The sequence below is a fragment of the Acetobacter sp. DsW_059 genome (assembly GCF_002153695.1).
Classification (GTDB): Bacteria; Pseudomonadota; Alphaproteobacteria; order Acetobacterales; family Acetobacteraceae; genus Acetobacter; species Acetobacter thailandicus.
The window spans coordinates 26,072-45,713 of record NZ_JOPI01000001.1 but is presented as its reverse complement, the minus strand read 5'-3'; the positions used below and the strand labels follow the sequence as shown (position 1 = coordinate 45,713).

At 50.5% G+C, this 19,642-nt stretch carries 17 protein-coding genes; 12 read left to right on the top strand and 5 right to left on the bottom strand.

Features of this window, described 5'->3' with window-relative positions:
• Nucleotides 1-23: 23 nt before the first annotated feature.
• Entirely contained in the window at nucleotides 24-1,535 is a 1,512-nt protein-coding gene (locus HK25_RS00215) for an alginate export family protein (RefSeq protein ID WP_233127528.1), read from the bottom strand.
• 519 nt (nucleotides 1,536-2,054) lie between these two features.
• Here HK25_RS00215 and HK25_RS00210 point away from each other — a divergent pair.
• Nucleotides 2,055-3,083, top strand: a complete 1,029-nt coding sequence (locus tag HK25_RS00210) for a sulfate ABC transporter substrate-binding protein (RefSeq protein ID WP_086555470.1) — start codon at nucleotides 2,055-2,057, stop codon at nucleotides 3,081-3,083.
• 15 nt (nucleotides 3,084-3,098) lie between these two features.
• Here the strand turns inward: HK25_RS00210 and HK25_RS00205 are convergent, their stop codons facing one another.
• Both HK25_RS00205 and rapZ read right to left on the bottom strand, forming a co-directional pair.
• Nucleotides 3,099-4,307: a mechanosensitive ion channel family protein gene (locus tag HK25_RS00205; protein ID WP_369824718.1), complete on the bottom strand. Its 1,209-nt coding sequence runs from the start codon at nucleotides 4,305-4,307 to the stop codon at nucleotides 3,099-3,101.
• Nucleotides 4,308-4,578: 271 nt separating this feature from the next.
• Nucleotides 4,579-5,529 (bottom strand): RNase adapter RapZ, encoded by a 951-nt coding sequence (gene rapZ, locus HK25_RS00200; protein ID WP_086634903.1) that lies wholly within the window; start codon nucleotides 5,527-5,529, stop codon nucleotides 4,579-4,581.
• 244 nt (nucleotides 5,530-5,773) lie between these two features.
• On the opposite strand from rapZ, the gene HK25_RS00195 reads away from it, so the two are divergent.
• A complete protein-coding gene (locus HK25_RS00195) occupies nucleotides 5,774-6,151 on the top strand; it encodes a hypothetical protein (protein WP_143216404.1) in 378 nt (125 codons plus the stop codon).
• On the opposite strand, the gene HK25_RS00190 is transcribed toward HK25_RS00195, so the two are convergent.
• Nucleotides 6,105-7,922 carry an ATP-binding protein gene (locus HK25_RS00190; protein WP_369822958.1) on the bottom strand — a complete coding sequence of 606 codons (1,818 nt, stop codon included), beginning with the start codon at nucleotides 7,920-7,922 and terminating at the stop codon, nucleotides 6,105-6,107. The genes HK25_RS00195 and HK25_RS00190 overlap by 47 nt on opposite strands.
• An 11-nt stretch (nucleotides 7,923-7,933) precedes the next feature.
• Entirely contained in the window at nucleotides 7,934-8,647 is a 714-nt protein-coding gene (locus tag HK25_RS00185; RefSeq protein WP_086555466.1) for a response regulator transcription factor, read from the bottom strand.
• 175 nt (nucleotides 8,648-8,822) lie between these two features.
• Between HK25_RS00185 and HK25_RS00180 the strand changes: the two genes are divergently transcribed.
• The 10 genes from HK25_RS00180 to HK25_RS00130 all read left to right on the top strand — a co-directional run bounded on the left by HK25_RS00180 (nucleotide 8,823) and on the right by HK25_RS00130 (nucleotide 19,619).
• On the top strand, nucleotides 8,823-9,425 hold the full coding sequence (locus HK25_RS00180; RefSeq protein ID WP_086555465.1) for a nucleotide exchange factor GrpE: 603 nt from the start codon (nucleotides 8,823-8,825) through the stop codon (nucleotides 9,423-9,425).
• Nucleotides 9,426-9,593: 168 nt separating this feature from the next.
• Complete coding sequence (gene dnaK / locus HK25_RS00175; protein ID WP_086555464.1) at nucleotides 9,594-11,498, top strand: molecular chaperone DnaK; 1,905 nt, start codon at nucleotides 9,594-9,596, stop codon at nucleotides 11,496-11,498.
• Between the two features lie 145 nt (nucleotides 11,499-11,643).
• Entirely contained in the window at nucleotides 11,644-12,789 is a 1,146-nt protein-coding gene (gene dnaJ / locus HK25_RS00170; RefSeq protein WP_086634902.1) for a molecular chaperone DnaJ, read from the top strand.
• Between the two features lie 99 nt (nucleotides 12,790-12,888).
• Nucleotides 12,889-13,683, top strand: coding sequence for a 4-hydroxy-tetrahydrodipicolinate reductase (dapB, locus tag HK25_RS00165; RefSeq protein WP_086634901.1), 795 nt, complete (start codon nucleotides 12,889-12,891; stop codon nucleotides 13,681-13,683).
• Nucleotides 13,684-13,991: 308 nt separating this feature from the next.
• The gene (metK, locus tag HK25_RS00155) at nucleotides 13,992-15,179 is read left to right on the top strand and encodes a methionine adenosyltransferase (RefSeq protein WP_086555481.1); all 1,188 of its coding nucleotides are present in this window, start codon (nucleotides 13,992-13,994) and stop codon (nucleotides 15,177-15,179) included.
• A 19-nt stretch (nucleotides 15,180-15,198) separates the two neighbouring features.
• Nucleotides 15,199-15,915, top strand: a complete 717-nt coding sequence (locus HK25_RS00150; protein ID WP_086634899.1) for a tRNA (guanosine(46)-N(7))-methyltransferase TrmB — start codon at nucleotides 15,199-15,201, stop codon at nucleotides 15,913-15,915.
• Nucleotides 15,916-16,014: 99 nt separating this feature from the next.
• A complete protein-coding gene (gene purH / locus HK25_RS00145; protein WP_086634898.1) occupies nucleotides 16,015-17,592 on the top strand; it encodes a bifunctional phosphoribosylaminoimidazolecarboxamide formyltransferase/IMP cyclohydrolase in 1,578 nt (525 codons plus the stop codon).
• Nucleotides 17,593-17,635: 43 nt separating this feature from the next.
• The gene (locus HK25_RS00140) at nucleotides 17,636-18,460 is read left to right on the top strand and encodes a hypothetical protein (protein ID WP_233127521.1); all 825 of its coding nucleotides are present in this window, start codon (nucleotides 17,636-17,638) and stop codon (nucleotides 18,458-18,460) included.
• A gap of 28 nt (nucleotides 18,461-18,488) precedes the next feature.
• Nucleotides 18,489-18,821: a tRNA-binding protein gene (locus HK25_RS00135; RefSeq protein ID WP_086634897.1), complete on the top strand. Its 333-nt coding sequence runs from the start codon at nucleotides 18,489-18,491 to the stop codon at nucleotides 18,819-18,821.
• A 114-nt stretch (nucleotides 18,822-18,935) separates the two neighbouring features.
• Entirely contained in the window at nucleotides 18,936-19,619 is a 684-nt protein-coding gene (locus tag HK25_RS00130) for a Fe2+-dependent dioxygenase (protein WP_086555458.1), read from the top strand.
• Nucleotides 19,620-19,642 lie beyond the last annotated feature (23 nt).

Sequence of the window (19,642 nt, the reverse complement as noted above, 5' to 3'; positions counted from 1 at the left end):
CTGTAATTCTGTCAGATCGCTTTTCAGAAGCGAAATACAAAGTTTGACTGGTAATATGTACCGCTTGAGCCTCCTGCTTTATTGAGCGCATGCGAGGTCATGAAGCGTGACACATATTGCGTCCATGACAGGTGGTCGGTGATCTGCCATGCCAGTGCGGCCTGTGGGGCCATGCCAATAAATTTGCCATTAAAATCCTGAGTGAATTTATAAAATCCTGAAGACTTATAAATCGGGTCCTGAGTGCTGTAGCGCCAGAAGAGTGGATATTTTACCTGTAAACTGACAGATTTAAGGAACGTTGCTTTGATAAGCGGCGCAAAACTGATCAGGTTTGAACCTGTCATATAAGTTGTGGTGTCGAGATAGTTGGTTTGCGGGTTAAATGGAGAAATATAAGTACCAATGGTGCCGCTGGTTTTATTTTTATTGCCACCTGAATAGACGTCAGTCTGAAGGCCCAGAAAAGTATGGAACGGGTTTTTGGGAATACGGTATCCGACCAGTGTATTGATAGCATAGCCGCTGACATTACGTGCCTGGTTTGTACGGGCGTATCTGAAAACACCTCCCTGCCAGATTCCCCCTAAAGAAAACTCAAAGGGGCCAGCCAGTCCGTGCCAGCGTACGCCAAAATTATTGCGTGTATTAAAGCCCTCGCTGCTGCCATTCGTGGGCGTTGCTACAGCACTGCTGCGCCCTGCGAGTTTGTAGCCAATATAAAAAAGATCGAGGAAGGAATAAGTGCGGTCGTGCATAAAACGACCGTCAGGTGGCGCCCAGGTAAAATTAAAACCGTAAAGGCGATTATTATAGTTCTCGCCATCATGGAACATTTTATTATGGCTGTCATCGGTTTGCACAAAGTCCCAGCCGTCAATTCGAAAACGGGGCCAGACCATGTACCCTCTGAAACCGTTCCATGAGAGTGGCACATTGGGTGTCTCACGGTTATACATCATGTAAGAGGGGGCACCGACAAACTGTTGCCGTCCAAATAGAAAGCCACTTTTTGCATGCAGCATAGTCCATTTGAATTCAATAAAGGCCTGCTGCATATCAAGCTTTTTACGGTATGTTGAGCCATAGCTGTAGGGTTTCCACCCGCCGGCGTTACCATTAATCAGCTGCCCGAACAGACGTACATGTGACCCCAGGTGCAAATCAGCCCCATAGAGATTTCTGACAGCAAAGCGTCCTGAATCGTTAACTTTCTGTGTGCCCAGTCCGGGGCGGCTTTCAAACCAGTTACGCGCCCGGGTTTCTCCTGAGAAGCTGAGCCAGACTGAACCGTCTTTATTAAGAGGAATGAATTTGAGAATATCGAAAGGGTCAGAGCGTTTGCCGGTCTGTCGCAGGCGACTCCAGTCTTCAGCCCATGGAGCAATGCCATAACGGCCTACTGGTCCGAACCCTGCGGCTTCACCGTTGCCACGGTTGAACACACCCCAGTCATATTGCCGGCCATATAAGCGCCCCTGCGCGCCGGTGGTTCTGACAGGTTGTCCTACCGGTGTCGCATGTGGGTAGATCATAGTGGGAGAAATAGGTGCGATATGTACAGTAATCTGTTCTTTGGGGACGGTGGCTGTGCTGGTCAGGCCGTCAGATAATGGTGTTGCAACCTGAGGGGGGGCGTTCTGTTGTCGTGCAACGTGTATGTAAGGGGTATGACGTGGAGTACTGCTATTTGTGGTGGTGGCAGGTGTGGCCTGAGCAGATGTGATGATGCAGGATGTCAGCAGCAGACTGGAAAGAGGGTATTTCTGAAGACGCAGAGGCCGGGGAGATGCTGACATGGGTATTGATGCCACTTAAGAAGAATGATTTTATAAATCACTATATAAAACGTATATTTTTAATATTAAATATAACGATACGTAATTGTTATACAAATAATTTTTTAATTTTAACGAAAAATTGTGTTTTTATCCTTTGGTCTTGACGCATAATTTACAACTGTTATCGTGAAATGAAGCTGCCTTTATCCGGTCTCCCTGTTAAAAAGTGAGCTGAAAAATGGTAGCCTTATAAGCGGCAAAGGTTAGTAAAACGTGTCTATTCGTCTTTCGCGTCGTACACTTCTCGGTGGTATTTTTACAGCAGGCGCACTGGCTGCAGGTGTAAGCGGGTATCAGCATCCGGCACTGGCACAGACATCTCAGTTACTTAATGTGTCTTATGACCCGACACGAGAGCTTTATGCTGAAATTAACAGAGCTTTTGCCGTAGCTTATCGTAAGCAGAAACCTGGTAATGCTGTTTTTGTCCGTACGTCTAACGGAGGGTCAGGTGCACAGGCACGTGCTGTGCTTGAAGGTGCGCCGGCTGATGTTGTTACGCTCGGTCTGGCTCATGATATTGATGTGCTGGCCGAACGTGGATTACTGAGTGCAGACTGGCAGAAACGCTTTCCGCATAATTCTACACCTTATACCAGTACAATTGTATTTCTGGTGCGTAAGGGGAATCCTAAAAATATTCACGACTGGCAGGATCTGGTGCGAGATGGTGTACAGGTTGTGACACCTAATCCTAAAACATCAGGTGGCGCACGCTGGAACTACCTTGCCGCCTGGGGCTGGGCTTTGCGCCAGCCTGGTGCGACGGAAGATACCGCCAAAGCTTATATGAAGCAGCTGTTTAAGCACGTACCTGTCCTTGATACCGGGGCGCGGGGTGCAACGAACAGTTTTGTACAGCGTGGGTTAGGTGATGTGCTGCTGGCCTGGGAAGACGAAGCACTGCTTGCGGCCAATGATATTGGCCCTGATCAGTTTGAGATCGTTGTGCCAAAAACAACTATTCTGGCTGAACCACCAGTGGCTGTTGTTGATAAAAATGTTGCGCAGCATGGCACGCAGGAGGCGGCGCAGGCTTATATTGAGTTTCTGTTTTCACCTGAAGGGCAGCGCATTGGTGCAAAACATTATTTTCGCCCGGTTGACCCTGCCGTTGCAGCAGAAAATGCCAGTCGTTTCCCTCAGGTAGAGACCTTTGATATCGCCAGTCTCGGTGGATGGACGGCTGTGCAGAAAAAGCACTTTGCTGAGAATGGCATTTTTGATCAGATTACTCAGTAATGCCTGACGGTCAGATCAGGCCTGAGGGCCTGAATCTGACGGTGGCTGAAAAGCGCCTTCAGGGCCGTTCATAAATCCTGGAGGGAGTGGAGGCTCCCCTGTGCGGGTCAGTGCCGGCTGTGCATATCCCTGTTCGGCAGGTGTCATGGCAAAGCGTGTTTTGGGCAGAGCTTCGGGACATTCCTCACACATCCAGCGAATAATTTTCTCTCTTATTTCACAGCGCAGATCCCAGCTGCGAATGGCCGTGCGTGCACTGGCCGTGACACGAATCATCATGGTTTGCTGGTTGCAGTCAGCGACCTGTGCGCTGAAGTCTTTGCCGGTCCATTGTGGGCATCCGCGAACAATTTCTTCAAGTTTTGTGCGTATTCTGTCCATTGGGGCGCGATAATCAACATGCAGGTAGACAGCACCAACCAGTTCAGCCGAGTTGTAGGTCCAGTTTTCAAAAGGGTTATCAAGAAAATAAAGAATAGGCACAATGCGTCGGCGCCAGTCCCATGAGCGTAAAACAACGTAGGTTGAGGTGATTTCTTCAACCCAGGTCCAGTCACCGTTAAAGACAATCAGGTCACCCATACGAATGGGCTGCGTCATGGCAATCTGTACACCGGCGAACAGGTTGGCCAGAACCGGGCGGGCGGCCAGACCCAGGATAAGAGAAGCCGCACCGGCAGAGGCAAAAAGACTAACCCCATATTCTCTGACGGGTTCAAACGTGACAAGTTCGGCACTGACTGTCAGTACGCAGATAATAATTTCTGTCAGACGACGCAGGAGCCTTATTTGTGTCGCGTGTTTACGCGCCAGAATGTCGTCGTCCTGGTCGGCTTCAGCAAAGCGACTCAGGTAAGTATCTGAAAGAGTGCGGATCGTAATAAGAGTGCCATAGCCCATCGTAGCGATAAAACAAATGAGCAGAATATGCCCGATAGTGGCCTGTAATGAGTTGCTGAGGCCACTGACAGGTAAAGTAATGCCGACAGCAAAAAACATAACCATGAGCCGCACAGGACGGCGCAGTGATTTTGTAAAAAGACGGACCAGTGCCCCGCGCTTGGCCCCCGGTATGCGCATGAGAATACGGTCAGTGACAAGGCGGCTGAAAAGTGCAGCGAGCAGCCCTATTACGGACAGAACGATAAAAGAAACAACAGGCGCAGGCAGCCAGCTAAGCCAGTTTCTCACTTCGGTTAGAACAGGTGCTAATTCATGCTGAATATAGACGGCAAATGGGTCATGTATTGGCGAAGTGAGTGCGGGCGAATGGACAGAATCAGACATAAGGAAAAAATATTGCCTCGTTAAAAAGCCATGCAGGCCGTTTTTCGGGGGCAGACACACAACAGAGCATGGGGGAAAGAGTATAAAATACGACTTTCGGTGTGGTCTGCAAATTACAGAAGTGTTTCTGAGCATGAGGCAGAAACAGATAAGTTCCACAATGTGGAACGATTTATGATGGTAAGTCCAGCAATAGTGACACAAACACTCAGGGGCTGGTGGGTTTGCGAGCCCAGCGCCAGGAACTGAGGCCCTGCCGCACTAATTCGCGGTGAATGACCATAATGGGCCACTGACCAGCTTCTTTGCACTCTTTTATACTATCTGGTTCAGAGAGTGTTCTGGCCAGATTTTCAATTAATGTGACAGATCTGTGCATCCCTCCTGAGCAACCTATTGCGATTGTAGCATATTTTTTTCCTTCACGCACGAAGCGGGGCAGGACGAGTTTGAGCATGGCCAGAACAAGCTCAAAAAATGCATTGTAATCAGGGTCCTGTGCGACATAGTTCGCGACATCAGGAGAGATACCGGTTTGCTGTGCCAGCTCAGGCTTATAATGTGGGTTTTGCAGAAAACGCGCATCAAGCACAATATCAGCTTCACGGGGTAAACCGGCAGGGAAAGCAAAAGACATAAGCGTGACGGTCAGCCCCTGACCTGTACTGGCCTGCCACGGACTGAAACGACTCTCAACGAACTGGCGCAGGTCAGGAGGTGGCATGTCCGATGTATCAATGACCAGGTCAGCTGCGGCTCTTAACGGAGCGGTCAGAGTTGTTTCCTCGCGTATCCCTTCAGCGATGTTGCTGTGTGGTGCAAGGGGGTGCCGCCGGCGGGTTGCTGTAAAACGACGGAGCAGAATATTTTCTTCTGCCGTGGCGTATATCAGTTCAACTCTCAGCTCAGGGTTCATACGCAGGTGCATCAGCGTTTCAAGCAGGGCAGAGACATTGAAACCACGTGTGCGTGTATCAACACCAATAGCCACAGGGCCTGATGCTCTTGCAATGATATCATCAAGCATACCCAGCGGGGCATTATCAATGACCTCATGTTCAAGGTCTTCGAGAATACGCAGAATAGACGATTTACCAGCCCCTGACAGACCTGTCACAATAAGGACAAGGCGAAGTGCTGACGTTTCATCTGCACGCATGGTGCGGGTTTCCTTCACAGGTCATGTGGTGCACTGCATTGCTGTTACAGCATGTCGAATCTGATGCTGACGTGAATCCTATTATGCCTGGCAGTGTTATGACAACGCAACAGGTTCAGCAGAGATCGGTTTGCTGAAGGTGACTTATGCGCCACACGCATGACAGCTTCTGTTGCCTGTGTTATACCGGTGCCGTAATAAAAAGCATTGTTTTTCTGCGTGCAGTAAAGAGGTGCAGCCTGATATGTCTAAGCGGAATTTATTGAATCAGGTGTCTGCTGCACCGGTCGCTAAGGTTGAGCGCAGATTAAGAGAAATCAGAATTACGGGTTTATGTGCTGCTGATGGCAGCGGTACAATGGCTGACCAGTGTCAGGCTGCTCTGGAACAGGGGAGAATGCTGCTGGAGGCCGAGCAGCTTACGATGTCAGATGTTACCCGCGTTGCATATCTGATTACAGATGCCGATGAATTTTCTGCATGTGTGCCTGTATTCCGGCGAATGTTTCCTCAGATGTTACCGGCTCTGACTTTTACCTGGGCAGGCAGCGGCACTCTGAGTGTGCCGCATGCTGTTATTGAGCTTGCTTTTTATGTTGAGCGCCCTGAGGCGTTTTTGTAACGCTTGCACGAGGCAGGATGACATAAAAGCAGGCCCCGATAATCTCTCCCTGTTTATTGTAGCGATTTCTCGCTGTAATTTTACCGTGCATGGCCTCAAGAATCTGGCGGCTGATGGAGAGCCCCAGTCCTGAATGCTGGCCAAAATTTTCTGTCTGCGGGCGCTCTGAGTAAAACCGCTCGAAAATTGAATCCAGTTTGGCCGGTGGAATTCCCGGTCCTTCATCACTGACAGACAGCTCAACCATGTTGCCTTTCGGCTCACATCTGAGAATGATTTTGCCATCTGGTGGAGAGAAGGAGAGGGCATTGCCGGTCAGGTTGTGCAGGACCTGCACGAGCCTGTCTTCAACAGCCATAACCTGCAGCGGATTATCGGGAGTATCACCGGCAGATTCTGTGAGAATAACAGGGTCGTGCTCTTTACGGGTCGCCTGCTGCATTTCGGCCAGCAATGCAAAGAGAGGTGTGACAGAAATGGGTTCGGCCTGAGCACGTGAGAGCTCTGCATCCAGGCGGCTGGCATCTGAGATATCGGTAATCAGCCTGTCGAGACGTCTGACATCCTGGTTGATAATGCTCAGCAGGCGGCGTTGCTGATTGAGGTCTTCAATACGCAGTAAAGTTTCGATTGCTGAGCGAATAGATGAGAGAGGGTTCTTAATTTCGTGGCTGACATCAGCAGCAAAGCGTTCGATAGCGTCCATACGCTTCCACAAAGCCTGAGCACTTGCCTGAAGAGCCCGGGCAACGTCGCCGATTTCATCGCGTCTGCCCAGCAGGCGTGCAGGCACGGTGCCTGTTCGGCCTGAAGATTCACGCATTACGCGTGCTGAGGTTGCTAAGCGCAGGAGTGGCCTGGCGATGGTCATGGAGAGATACCATGACAGCATAATGGTGATGATGAGCACCATAAGAGATAAAGATAGAATGGAAGAGCGAATAGCAAATACGGCCCTGTCGACCTGGGCTGCAGCACGTGTAACCTGAATAATACCAACAGTTTTTCCGTCATGAATAACGGGTTCAGCAACTGTAATGATCAGATGGCCATCCGCTGTGCGGCGAATATAGGGTGGTGTTTCAGGGGGAGGCGGCGAACTGCTGTCACTTCCCGGGGCATCAGCGGGACGTTCAGGGTCAGCGGGAATATCTTCTTCGTTTGTATCCAGTGTGACGATGCTGGAGCCATAGCGCGAGGGGCCCCATGTCATAAGACGTTCGAAAAAATCTGGTCCTGGCAGCATCGGAGGGGGGATGCGTCTGGGGGAGTTTCTGTGATTGTGCTGATGAGGGTGGTTATTTTGATCTGTCAGGTTCTCAGTGATGAGTTGTCCGTCGGGTGCAAAAAGACGGGCATGAGCATTGGGGCTGGGTTCTGTCAGGCGCAGCAGCAACCTGCGGGCGATCGGGGCATCAAGTGTAAAATTTTCTGCATTATCAGCCATGCGGGAGCGATTTATGTGTACGGCACTCTCGCCCAGAGCGCCGGCATAGATGCGGGCCTGCTCGCGTAGTGCTGTGACCTCAGTGACCAGGAGGCTGTCACGAAACTGATTGAGGAACAACATGGTAATTGCCAGCAGCAGCAGTGGCAGAATGTTAACCAGCATAATGCGCCGCGTAAGCGGAGAAATAAGCCGTTTGTAAGAGTGATCATCCAGAGGCTGATCGTCCTCCTCCGGATGATTGTCGTGCAAGCGACCCTTCCGGCCCGAAGGTCCGGGCCGGCGGAAGTGAGAGAGAACTGACATGCGTGTGTGGCGGTTCATGAGAACAGAGCTCAGTCTTCCTTATAGCGGTAACCAATACCGTAGAGGGTTTCAATCTGATTAAAGTTATCATCAACCTGACGAAATTTTTTTCTTACCCGCTTGATATGGCTGTCAATTGTTCTGTCATCAACATAAACGGTATCGCCATAGGCGGCATCAATCAGCTGGTCGCGTGATTTGACCAGGCCAGGGCGCAGCGCAAGTGTTTTGACCAGAAGAAATTCTGTGACGGTGAGAGGAACATCCTCGTTATTCCATGTGCATTTATGGCGGAGTTCATCAAGGGAGAGAGAACCACGTACAAGAGTGCCTGCACTGGGAGCACCGTTTGCTTCTGCCCGGCTGACATCGTTACGGCGGAGCAGAGCGCGTATGCGCTCAAGCAGCAGGCGCTGAGAAAAGGGCTTGATGATATAGTCATCGGCCCCGAGGCGCAGACCCATCAGCTGATCGACTTCCTCATCTTTTGATGAGAGGAAGATAACAGGCAGATTAGAGCGGGTGCGCAGGCGCTGCAGCAGCTCCATGCCGTCCATACGGGGCATTTTGATGTCCAGCACTGCCAGGTCTGCCGGATGAGCGGTCAGGCCCTGTAGTGCAGATTCGCCATCAGTATATGTCCGGACATAAAATCCTTCGGCCTCCAGTGTCATCTGAACTGAAGTCAGAATGTTGCGATCGTCATCAACCAGAGCAATGGTCTGCTTGGTGCGCTCTGTCATTGTGTACGTTATCCTTACTCTGTCAGCAGTAATCGGGGTACAGACATACGCTGTTCCTTACGTTTTCACCACAGACTTTATGCAATGCGTCGGCTGAGAGGTGTTGCAGATAAGTTTTTGAAAATGATAAATGTGGGTCTTGCCGAGTGTGGTCAGGTTGCCTACTTGATAGATTATGGTTCACGAAACAGAATTACCTGAAGGTAACCGGCCAGCTGGTTCGGTTGACGCTGAGCAGGAATTTTCGCAGCAGGAAGCGCTTGCTCCTGAGGCGGAAGCACAGGCTGATGTAGTACAGGACGAAGAAGGAGAGACTTCTGGTCCCGAGCGCGAAGCTGCTGAGTTTAAGGAAAAATGGCTGCGGGCTGAGGCTGAGAATCAGAATCTGCGTACCCGGGCACGCCGTGATGTGGAAGATGCACGCCTTTATGCTGTGCAGAAATTTGCACGTGATTCTGTCGAAACAGCTGAAAACATTCACCGTGCCCTGACAAGCCTGCCTCCTGCACAGGAAGGCGAAGACGGCGTAATTGCAAAAATGCGCGAAGGTCTTGAGGGTATTGAGCGTTCGTTTGTGGCTATGCTGGAGCGGCACGGCGTTAAAGCTTCAGATCCGCAGGGTCAGGCATTTGATGCAAACCTGCATCAGGCGATGGCTGAGCAGCCAAGTGCGGAACATGAGCCTGGGACAGTAATGCAGGCCTGGACACCAGCCTGGACACTGAATGGCCGCCTGCTTAAACCGGCTATGGTTATTGTTGCGAAAGCAGCAGAATAAGAAGCTGATATTTTTCTTGATTCCTTTGCTGGCTGCTACTTGAACTCATATCGGGTGCATCATACATCATGGATATTCCCGCTGTCAGAGACACAAGAAGGCAGTGAATTATTTTAGGATCCCGTCTGGTGCTTCGGGCCAGTCAGGTTCGCTGAAGGAGAGTAATAAATGAGTAAAGTTATTGGTATTGACCTTGGTACGACTAACTCCTGCGTTGCTGTACGCGAGGGTAATGAGACCAGAGTTATCGAGAACAGCGAAGGCACGCGCACAACCCCTTCTATGGTAGCTTTTACCGAAGGTGGTGAGATGCTGGTTGGCCAGGCTTCAAAGCGCCAGGCTGTAACCAACCCCGCGAACACGCTGTATGCAGTAAAACGTCTGATTGGTCGTCGTTTTAATGACGCGGCTGTGCAGAAAGATAAGGAAATGGTTCCTTACGCCATTGTTGATGGCGATAACGGCGATGCATGGGTTGAGGCCCGCGGTAAAAAATACGCGCCTTCTCAGATCGCTGCCTTTGTGCTCGGCAAAATGAAAGAAACAGCTGAAGCATATCTTGGCGAAAAAGTGAGCCAGGCTGTTATTACTGTTCCTGCATACTTTAACGATGCACAGCGCCAGGCGACAAAAGACGCCGGCCGTATTGCTGGTCTTGAAGTTCTGCGTATCATCAACGAACCAACAGCGGCAGCTCTGGCTTATGGCCTTGAAAAAAAGAGCGGTGGCACGGTTGCTGTTTATGACCTTGGTGGCGGTACTTTTGACGTTTCAATTCTTGAGATTTCTGACGGTGTCATCGAAGTTAAATCAACAAACGGCGACACGTTCCTCGGTGGTGAAGACTTTGATAACCGCATTATCAGCTACCTGGCAGATGAATTCAAACGTGAGCAGGGTATTGACCTGCGTGCAGACAAACTTGCTCTGCAGCGTCTGAAAGAAGCAGCTGAAAAAGCAAAGATTGAGCTGTCTTCTTCTAAAGAGACAGAAGTTAACCTGCCGTTTATCACAGCTGATGCTTCTGGTCCTAAGCACCTGATGCTGAAACTCAGTCGTGCTAAACTGGAAAGCCTGGTTGATGATCTGATTCAGCGCACTCTGGATCCATGTAAAGCTGCGCTGAAAGATGCCGGTGTGTCTGCTGCTGAAATTGACGAGGTTATCCTGGTCGGTGGTATGACCCGTATGCCGAAAGTCATTGACGCAGTTAAGCAGTTCTTTGGTAAAGATCCTGCACGTAACGTGAACCCTGATGAAGTTGTGGCTATTGGTGCTGCTATTCAGGGTGCCGTTCTGAAAGGTGATGTTAAAGACGTTCTGCTGCTCGACGTGACACCGCTGTCACTGGGTATCGAAACGCTCGGTGGTGTCTTCACACGTCTGATCGATCGTAACACGACCATTCCGACCAAGAAGAGCCAGACCTTCTCGACAGCTGATGACAATCAGAGTGCCGTGACCATTAAAGTGTTCCAGGGTGAGCGCGAGATGGCTGCTGACAACAAGCTGCTGGGTAACTTTGACCTGACAGGTATTGCGCCTGCACCACGTGGTGTGCCTCAGATTGAAGTTACTTTCGATATTGATGCGAACGGTATTGTTTCTGTCTCTGCTAAAGACAAGGCAACCGGTAAAGAGCAGCAGATTAAAATCCAGGCATCTGGTGGTCTGTCTGACAGTGATATCGACAAAATGGTTAAAGATGCTGAAGCAAATGCAGCAGCAGATAAAGCCAGACGTGAGCAGGTTGAAGCCCGTAACAGTGCAGAAAGCCTTGTTCACCAGACAGAGAAAGCTCTGACAGAAGCCGGTGATAAAGTTCCGGCCGCTGATAAAGAAGAAGCTGAAGCAGCGGTTGCAGCTGTTAAAACTGCTCTTGAAGGCAGTGATGCAGAAGCAATTAAAACGGCTACTGAGCGTTTGACGCAGGCTTCTATGAAGGTTGGTGAAGCTGTTTACAAAGCAAGTCAGGCAGAAGGTGGTGCAGCTCCGGAAGCTGAGGCTGCTAAAAAAGAAGACGAAAATATCGTCGATGCAGACTTTGAAGACGTAAACGACAAAAAGTCCTGATCGGGCGTTTTGCATAAAACACGGGAGTGCGCTCCCGTGTTTATTTTTCTGGCGTCCGTGCTTTGTAAGAGGCGGACGCCATTGTTATATCAGGGTACAGGCTGCGCTCATTTTTAAGAGGCAGAATTTTTAAGAGGTTTTTTTCATGGTCACGCAGGTTGATTATTACGAAATTCTTGAGGTCACTCAGACAGCATCCGCTGATGAAATCAAGAAAGCCTATCGCAGGATGGCCATGAAATATCATCCTGACCGTAATCCGGGGGATGCAGCAGCTGAAGAGAAATTTAAAGACGTTAACCATGCCTACGATATTCTGAAAGATGAGAATAAACGTGCGGCTTATGACCGTTATGGTCATGCGGCATTTGAAGGCGGCGGTGCTGGCCCAGGCGGGTTTGATTTTGGCGGCGGTGCCGGTGGCGCCGGTCTTGGTGATATTTTCGAGCAGATGTTCGGTGATATGATGGGAGGAGGGCGTCGTGGCTCCCCTCGCGCCGGCAATGACGTGCAGGCTCATGTCGTCATCACTCTTGAAGAAGCCTTTACTGGTGTAAAAAAAGATCTGCCTGTCATAACGCGTGTGAGCTGTGAGTCCTGTGAGGGGACAGGGTCTGAAAACGGCGCCGCCGGCGTTGATGTATGTCCGAGCTGTCACGGGGCTGGTAAGGTCAGGGCTGCGCAGGGTTTCTTCGTTGTTGAGCGTCCCTGTCCGACCTGTCATGGTGCTGGTAAAACTGTAAAGAACCCCTGTGGTGCTTGCCATGGGCAGGGTACGGTTGAAAAAGAGCGCATTGTTTCTGTTCAGATTCCTGCCGGTATTGAAGACGGTACACGTATTCGTATGACCGGAGAGGGTGAAAGCGGCCCTCAGGGTACGCCTCCGGGTGATTTGTACATTCAGGTTTCAGTTAAAGAGCATTCAATTTTTCAGCGTGATGGCGCCAATATTTTTTGCCGGGTGCCACTGAGAATGGGGCAGGCTGCCCTTGGCACAGAGGTTGAAGTGCCGGTTATAGATGGCAACCGTGCAAAGGTTAAAATTCCTGCCGGTACACAAACCGGGAATAATTTCCGCCTGAGAGGGAAAGGATTCTCTGTCCTGCGTTCAGGCGCACGCGGCGATATGTATGTTCAGGTTTCGGTTGAAACACCGCAGCATCTTAACAAGCGTCAGCGTGAGCTTCTGGAAGAGTTTGAGAAAGAAGCCGGAGAAAATATTAAGAGCAGCCCGGAACACACAGGTTTTTTTGCCCGGGTAAAAGATTTTTTTGAGGGTAAAGCAAACTAATATTCTGCTACATAACATCTTACTCTTACTATAAAATGTGCCGCGACCGGGCATGATCTGGCAAAGAGTAGGATGCAAAGCAGATAAGGTGAAAAGATCATGACAGTGCCATCGCTTAAAATAGGGATTGCCGGCATCTCCGGTCGTGTTGGGCGCCTGTTGGCAGAAGAAGTTATTGGTGCGGGTTTTATACTTGCTGGTGGTAGTGCACGGCACCCTTCCTCGGTTAAGGGGCTTCTGGCTAATGTGCCGCTTTTCGCCGATTTTTCGGCTTTGGCAGATGCCAGTGATGTGGTGATCGATTTCACGCATGCTGATACTTCAGCACGGCATGCTGAAATTCTGGCGGATTACGGCAAAGCCCTTGTTCTGGGCACAACAGGTCTTTCTCCTGAGCAGGAGGCAGCGGTTAAGGCCGCGGCTAAAAAAATTGCTGTAGTCCATGCGGCTAATTTTTCACCTGGTGTTACTCTGGTGCGTCGTCTGGCTCGTATGATGGGGCAGGCGTTACCAGCAGAATCCTATGATGTTGAAATTGTTGAAATGCATCATCGCCAAAAAGTCGATGCTCCTTCAGGCACAGCTCTGGCAATCGGCGAATCTGTTGCTGACGGGCGGGGTGTGAGTCTTGCTGATGTGAAAGATAGCGGACGCGATGGTCATACCGGTGCACGCAAAACAGGTGATATTGGTTTTGCAGCTCTGCGTGGTGGTCAGATTGTGGGGGAGCACGAAGTACTGTTTACCTCAGCTGATGAGCAGATTCGCCTGTCACACCGTGCGTTTGACCGCAGAATTTTTGCAACCGGGGCTGTGCGTGCGGCCGACTGGGTCAGAAATCAGCCTGCAGGCTATTTTGGCATGGAAGATGTACTGGGTCTGCCCCCTCTGTGAAGAGAGATTCTACCTGGAGCGATAGTGGAAAAGGTTATTTATCAAAAAATTCCTTTTCCATGCGCAGGTAAAAATAAAAAAAACAGTTCCTGTCGCTTTTTGTATTATGTGTGATTATTATAATATAATTAAATAAAATCATAGTGTTAGGTTGTAATTTGTGTGGTGTGCCGGCATTCAGCCCATGGCAGCCCTGTGCTACGATACTTGACCATTGAGCACTATTAAGCCACACGAATGCGGCGCCCTGACAAACAGGCGACACTCACAATTCCTAATTCACAGTGCGTGAGGCGGACGGCTCAATTATGCGTAAAGACGGCGATTTTCTTTTTACTTCAGAGTCAGTATCTGAAGGTCATCCCGATAAGGTTGCAGACCGTATCAGTGATACTGTTCTCGATGCCTATCTTGCTGCAGATCCAGAATCCCGCGTGGCCTGTGAAACTCTGGTGACGACGAACCGTATCGTCCTCGCTGGCGAGGTGCGTGGCCCGGCTTCAGTAACATCTGAAGGACTGATCGAGGCAGCACGTCAGGCTGTTAAAGATATTGGTTACGACCAGGAAGGCTTCTCATGGCGCAACGCTGAGGCCGCAAACTATCTGCATGCTCAGTCAGCTGATATTGCAGTTGGCGTTGACAGTGCCGGCGATAAAGACGAAGGCGCTGGCGACCAGGGCATTATGTTTGGCTATGCGTCAAACGAAACAGATACGCTTATGCCTGCGCCACTGTATTATGCGCACCGCATCCTGCACGAAATCCGTGATCTGCGTCGCGCAGGTGACCCGCGTGCTGCTGGTCTTCAGCCAGATGCAAAAAGCCAGGTGACACTTCACTACTCGAATGGCCGTCCGGTTAAAGCAACTTCTGTTGTTATCTCTACCCAGCATGATGCTGGCGTAAACCAGGAAGAGCTGCGGGCGCGTCTGGGTGGTATCGTTCGTGACGTTCTGCCAGAAGGCTGGATGCCCGAAGAAAAAGAATTTTACGTTAACCCAACCGGTATTTTTGTTATCGGCGGGCCTGACGGTGACTGTGGTCTGACTGGTCGTAAAATCATTGTTGATACTTACGGTGGTGCAGCTCCACACGGTGGCGGTGCATTCTCAGGTAAAGACCCGACGAAGGTTGACCGCTCAGCAGCTTATGCCTGTCGCTACCTTGCAAAGAATGTTGTGGCTGCAGGCCTTGCCGATCGCTGCACCATTCAGCTGTCTTATGCTATCGGTGTTTCTCACCCGCTGTCTCTGTATGTTGACCTTGATGGCACCGGCAAAGATGTTGATGAAGCCCGTCTGGGTACCATCCTGCGTGAGGTAATGGATCTGACACCGCGTGGTATTCGTAAGCACCTGCGTCTAAACCGTCCGATTTACGCTGAAACAGCAGCTTATGGTCACTTTGGTCGTAAGCCAGATGCAGCACGTGACAACTTCACATGGGAACAGGCTGATCTGGTCGATTCTCTGCGTAGTGCACTGAAACGCTGAGTAGCAGGACGCATCTCTGATGACAGAAGGCGGCGTTCGCGTATCAGACGTCAAACCTCCGCCGGAGCGCCTTTACGGGCGCCCCCGCGGGCATACGTTGCGCCCTCGTCAGGAGCGTTTGCTGCAGGCTGCGTTGCCCCGGCTGCGCTTTCCTGTAGAGAAGGCCTCTGACCCGGCTTCTGTTTTCGGTAAAATACCTGATCAGATATGGCTGGAAGTCGGGTTTGGCGGGGGCGAGCATTCTCTCGCCCAGCACGACGCACATCCTGATGTTGGCTATATTGCTTCAGAAGTGTTTGAGAATGGTCTTTGCTCTTTGCTGAGCCGGGTCGTTCCTTCAGGGCAGGAAGAAACATCATCTGTTCCTGATATGCTGAAATTGTGGGATGATGATGCAAGGGTACTGCTGAAGGCTTTGCCTGAAGCAAGTCTTGACCGCATGTTTCTGATGTTCCCCGACCCATGGCCAAAAGCCCGCCATGCGAAGCGGCGTTTTGTTCATCCTCATAATATCGCTCTTGTTGCGCGTGCGCTTAAGCCCGGTGCGGTGTGGCGCGTCGCGAGTGATGACCCGACCTATCAGCAGTGGGTTGAGGACGTGATGGCTGAACAGACGTTTTTTATAACAGCCCCGCCTGCGCAGGAACGGCCGGAAAACTGGTTCCCGACACGCTATGAGGCGAAGGCTATTGCTGCGGGTCGTCAGCCTCTTTACTGGACCTTTACCCGCCGCTGAGTGGTTTAGCCGTTTTCAGGGCGGTTGCTCTGTGAAAACAGCTCGGGTAAGGAGCCATTTTTTACAAGCTTTTTATCCGTGCGAAAGGTTTTCTCGCTCATGAGCCTCTCTTCGTTGCCTGTACGTCGTGCTCTTGTCTCCGTTTCTGATAAAACAGGGCTCCTGGATCTTGGTCGTGCTCTGGCTGTCCATAACGTAGAAATTCTCTCTACAGGTGGTTCTGCCAAAGCTCTGCGTGATGCCGGTCTGCCCGTAACGGAAGTATCAGATTACACTGGTTTCCCTGAGATCCTTGACGGGCGCGTTAAAACCCTGGTGCCCAAAATTCATGGTGGTATTCTCGGGCGCAGAGATTTGCCTGCTCACGTTGCGCAGATGCACGAGCATGGTATCGGTCCGATCGACCTGGTTATTGTCAATTTATACCCTTTTGAAAAAACGGTAGCATCCGGTGCAGGTGCAGAAGACTGCATTGAGAATATTGATATTGGCGGCCCGGCTCTTATTCGTGCAGCGGCTAAAAACCATGATCATGTCGTGGTTTTGACAGATACCCGTCAGTATGATGGCTTTATCGATATGCTGAACAAAGGTGGTACCACGCAGGCACAACGCTTTGCTTATGCAGGTGCTGCATATGCTCGTACAGCTGCTTATGATGCCGCTATTGCTGCCTGGTTTGCTGCTCAGACCGGAGATTTTTTACCAGATTCGTTTACCGTTTCTGGTCAGCGTGCTGAAGTTCTGCGTTATGGTGAAAACCCGCATCAGCAGGCTGCTTTTTATAAAAATGGCAGTGCGCGTCCGGGTGTCGCAACAGCGGTGCAGGTGCAGGGTAAAGCCCTTTCTTATAACAATATTAACGACACGGATGCCGCCTTTGAGGCTGTCGCTGAGTTTGATAAACCAGCAGTCGTTATTGTTAAGCATGCAAACCCCTGCGGTGTTGCGGTTGCTTCCTCGCTGACACAGGCATGGAAAAATGCTCTGCGGTGCGATTCTGTATCTGCTTTTGGTGGTATTGTGGCACTTAACCGCACACTTGATGCCGCTACAGCGGAAGAGATTGCTGGTATCTTTACCGAAGTGATTGTCGCCCCTGATGCGGAAGAAGAAGCTAAAGCTGTTCTTGCCCGTAAGAAGAATTTGCGTCTGCTGCTTACCGGCGGTCTGCCTGACCCGGCTGAAGCCGGGGTGGTTGTGCGTTCGGTTGCTGGTGGTTTCCTTGCGCAGACTCGTGATTGTGGGCGTATTACCCCTGAGACGTTAAAAGTTGTGACAAAACGTGCGCCGTCACCGCAGGAGATGGAAGATCTGATCTTCGCATTCCAGGTGGCTAAGCATGTTAAATCCAACGCGATTGTTTATGCTAAAGATAAAGCAACAGTTGGTGTTGGGGCAGGGCAGATGAGCCGTGTTGATTCAGCCCAGATCGCAGCCAGCAAAAGTGCGCAGGCTGCAAGAAACGCAGGGCAGGACACCCCTCTGACACAGGGTTCAGTTGCGGCTTCTGACGCATTTTTCCCGTTTGCTGATGGTCTCGAAGCTATTGTTGCAGCGGGTGCGACTGCGGTCATTCAGCCAGGTGGTTCAATTCGTGATGATGAAGTCATCGCGGCAGCTGATGCTGCGGGTATCGCCATGGTTCTGACAGGTATGCGTCATTTCCGTCACTAACATGCTTATCCGGCTCTTGCCGGACTGATTTTTTTCGCAAAGAATGGCAAAAGTTTTTCATAAACTTTTGCCTGTTGCGGGCCTCTCTGAGGCAGGAAAAAGTCAGTTTACTGGTAAAGCCATGCGCGTTTTTCTTTCTGTTTCTGCTTTGTTTCTGTTGGTATCTCCGGCATTTGCTGCACCGCCTGTAAAACAGACTGTTAAGGCAACTTTTGCATCACATCAGACGGTCACTGAGAAACAGGCTGCTGGTGTGTATGACCTCTCTTCCATGTCTGCCTTTAGTGGCACAGTAACCCAGTTTTTGCCTGCCCCTGATGGCGGGGTGCTGGGCCTGTTGCTGAACGGGGACACGGAGGTGCTGGTTTCTCCCGAGATCGGGCATACACTGTCTGGCCTGATTAAGGTTGGTGACCACATTTCACTGCGCGGTGTTAAAGCTTATACTCTTCCTGTTATTCGGGCTTTTGCAATCACCAGTCCGCGTGGTCGTAGCGTGCAGGATTCGCTGATGGCTGTGCCACAGCATTCACCTGAAATGATTATTGGCCCTGATATTGTTGTGCATGGTGAAATTGCGATGCCTTTGTACAATCTTGGCGGGCAGGTCTCAGGTGTTATTTTAAAAGACCATACACTGATTCATCTTATTCCTCGTGAAGCTGCACGTCTGGCAGCCTGGCTTAAGCCGGGTCAGTCTGTTTATGCTGTGGGTACAGGGAATAATGGTGTGCTTGGTACGGCGATTAATGCGCGTGAAATTGGCCCGGCTGCCGATCGTAAAGAGGCTGTTGCTATCAGCAATGTACCACTTAGCGGGCCGGCAGCAGGTAGCGCAGGTTACGATGTGATTTCCGGGGCTGAGTGAGGCAGGACCGCAGGGCAGGAGAGGCCTTATGCAGACGGTGCCATGGAGTGATTTTCAGAAAATTCTGATTGTTGCAGGTACTATCACCCGCGTTGAGGCTTTTCCTGAAGCGCGTAAACCCGCCTTTAAAGTATGGGTTAATTTTGGTTCTTATGGTGAGCGTAAAACCAGTGCACAGATCACCAGACTTTATACAGTCGATGAACTGATAGGACGACAGGTTATCGGTATTCTTAACTTTGAAGAAAAGCAGATAGGCCCGTTTCGTTCACAGTTTTTATTATCAGGGTTTGAGACGGAAGATGGTGTTGTTCTGTCTGCCCCTGAACGTCGGGTGCCCGATGGCACGCGTCTGAGCTGACAGAAAACCTGCCGCACCCAACTGAGAACAAGACGCATTTGCTTTTCTGACTAATTGCCTTAAAATAGCGCTTAAATCAGGGCATGTGCCCGGCTGTTATAAGAGGGAAACAGGGTGCTTGTTTGTATAGCTGAAGTTCTGACGCCTGATGAGGTTGCTTATTGCCGTGAAGTGCTGGAGGCAACGGAATGGGTTGATGGTAAAGTTACCGCCGGTGAGCAGTCAGCAAAAGCAAAGTTTAACTTACAGGTGCCAGAGCAGTCGCCGCAAAGCCGTGAGCTGAGTGAGCTGGTTTTAAAAGCACTTGGGCGTAACCAGACTTTTGCCAGTGCCGCGTTGCCGTTGCGGGTTTATCCGCCTCTTTTTAATCGTTATGATGAAGGTATGCGTTTTCATGCGCATGTTGATAATTCAATCCGTGCTTTACCAGGCACAGGTTTTCGTATTCGTACAGATGTGTCCAGCACGCTTTTTCTGAGTGACTGTGATGAATATGATGGCGGAGAGCTGGTAATTCAGGACACCTATGGCACGCAAAGCATCAGGCTGCCTGCTGGGCATATGGTTGTTTATCCCTCATCCAGTCTGCATTCTGTAAATCCCGTTACACGAGGTAGTCGCTGGGCCTCTTTTTTCTGGACACAGTCAGCTGTAAAAGATGATGGGCAGAGAACGCTGCTTTATAATTTTGATATGTCGATTATAGAGGCGCGTAAGACACTGCCGGATGATCACCCGGCAGTACTGGGGCTGACAGCAACTTACCATAATCTTATCCGGCAATGGGCTGAGCTGTAGCGCTATGCAGGGTCAGGCGCGTT